General features: G+C 58.9%; 1 protein-coding gene. It reads right to left on the bottom strand.

From position 1 onward, the window contains the following. Window positions 1-280: 280 nt before the first annotated feature. Entirely contained in the window at window positions 281-1,789 is a 1,509-nt protein-coding gene (locus IVA78_RS18135) for an amidohydrolase family protein (protein ID WP_247275620.1), read from the bottom strand. Between the last annotated feature and the right edge of the window lie 452 nt (window positions 1,790-2,241).

Raw genomic sequence — 2,241 nt, forward strand, 5'->3', positions numbered from 1 at the left:
TCAGCCCTCCAAGAGCCGACCACCCATGAATCATTGAAAAATCGATTCGGGAATCCTAAAAATTCAGAGGAATCCGACAATCTGCCAAAGTAGTGCTAGGCCGTGTACTCATAAAGCAATGTCGGCTCCTGAGGGCCGAGCGGAAGGGTCCGCTCGGTGAGACATAGCGGACTAGATTCGCTACCCCGAGTTCTCCGCATCTTGACCCCAAATCGAAGTCGGACTTGCGGAGCCGCGCGTCCATTGCCAGCGGAGCTTGCCCACGCTCTTGGGACCGTTCCTATGCGGCGCGAACGTAGCCGTAGCGCAGGTTCGATGGTTGCTTCGAAGCTTGCGTGTACTCGTTCTTGAGTGCCGCGAGGCGGTCCTCGGAAAAGGCCGGCATCCTGGTATTCTCGGCCGCCTTCAGCTTGATCTTGTAGAATCTGGTTGCGTTGCCCGCGAAGATCAGCTGCTTGGTAGCGCTGTTGGCGTCGCCAAGCGCCGCAAACCCGTACTTCTTCTGCATATCCTCCGGGATTTCGAGCCGGCGCAGCGCCTCGATCTGCCACTGTGGTGAACCGTACCAGACCGAGTCGGTGCCCCACATGACGTGGTCAACACCCATCCCCTTTATCAGCGTGCCAATGAGCGCGGCGCAGAACTTCGGATGCGCCACCGCCGAGTTGGCAAAGGACGTGCCGAGCTCGGCATAGACGTTGGTGACGCCGAACTTCTGCGGGATTTCCGCGAGATCGGTAGCCCACTGGATACGGCCGGTCTGCTCGAAATCCGCCCACGCACGATCGGGTAGCTCGAGGAACGGCCGCAGCGCCGAATGATAGATCACGAAGTTCATCTGCGGCCAATCTTTCGCGGCTTTTCCGATGTCCCACGCCGTTGCATATTCCCAGACGCCGGCGAACGACTTCTCGTAATCGGGCGGCAGCAACCCCTTGTGGATGCACAGCGTGTTGATGCCGGCCTTCACTGCTTTCTCGTAGAACGGATACATCACCTGCTCGTCGTCGAGCCGCCATGGGAACTTCGAGGGCGCCAGCGGATCACCAATCGTGTAGGACTTCCAGGAATCCGGTTTGTAGACCTCGATCGCCTTGTCCACCTCGTCCATCCAGCCGGGTTGCTTGGGGGTGATGACGCTATGCGCCAGCAGGCGGCGCGAACCGGCGAAGTCGTTGATCAGTTCTCGCGCCTTGACGATCTGCTCATTGGATAGCAGCCACCAACTCGGGTCGTCGAAGGGCGCGCCGCTCAGGAGCGCCATGTTGGTGTCGCTGTCGTAGTAGATCTCTTTCACATAGTTCTGGAACTTGTAGCGGGCGAGCGAGGAGACGCCTTCCTCCTTCATCTTCGGATTCCAGTGCTGGCTCGCAAAGTCCGCCAGCCCCAACAGTTCCTTGTGGTCGAAGTCGTCCCGCACGAAATGAGTCTGGACATCGAAGATGAATTGGCCTGCAAGGCTTTGCGCGCGGGCCAGCATCAGCTCGGGCTCGCGGGCTTCAGCGGGCGCGACCTGGAAAACATTGCCGTAGATGTCGTTCATGGCGAGGAACGCTGCCGCCATGCCGCAGCTCGTGTGCAAGAACTGCCTGCGGCTCAAGCCGAGATGCCTGCCGTTGACATCAGCGAGCTCGTTGATCCGTGCCTCGACTTTCTTTTGCGTATCGCTCTGCGGGGGCGGGAGATACTCGCCATTGGAGACAATCTGGGTCGGGATAGGCGTTGCCGCCGATGCCGCCTCCGCGCCCGCGACGAGACGCTGTTCTCGCTCACTAAGCCAGGTGCTCATTGTTGTCCTCCCGTTTGTTGGCCGTCGACCGCGCTAGGTGCGCGCATGAGGCGCGTGTGGCTACTCCCAATCAGTTGGCAGGACCGACTAGGCGTACCTCTCCGGTTCAGCTACGCATGAAGCCATCACGCGCCCAAAGCCTAGGCGAATCTCTGCATCGCTTCATCCTGCGAGAGCGCAGGCATACCCGAGAAACCACTTGCAGTTATGGGTATCATCGCTGATTCAATGCTCAAACTTCTACTCGCGCAAGCGATGTGATTCGACAGTCACGCTGTCCCAACGCCGCATCATTCTTTCATCTGATCGTTTTCAAAAGACTCGTTGCTCAAATGGACTGCGTCGGCTCATGACCGATTCCGTTGAAAAAGGCCGGCAGTATTTCGTTGTAATAGCTCCGTCGCGACGTGGCCGGAACTGCTCTTACTGACTCTATGCGAGCGTCGGGGTGG

The sequence above is a fragment of the Bradyrhizobium sp. 137 genome (genome assembly GCF_023074095.1).
In the GTDB taxonomy this organism is placed as follows: domain Bacteria; phylum Pseudomonadota; class Alphaproteobacteria; order Rhizobiales; family Xanthobacteraceae; genus Bradyrhizobium.

Excerpts from the sequence above, each read along its gene's own strand:
- IVA78_RS18135 (WP_247275620.1), bottom strand. The coding sequence starts at position 1,789 with ATGAGCACCTGGCTTAGTGAGCGAGAACAGCGTCTCGTCGCGGGCGCG.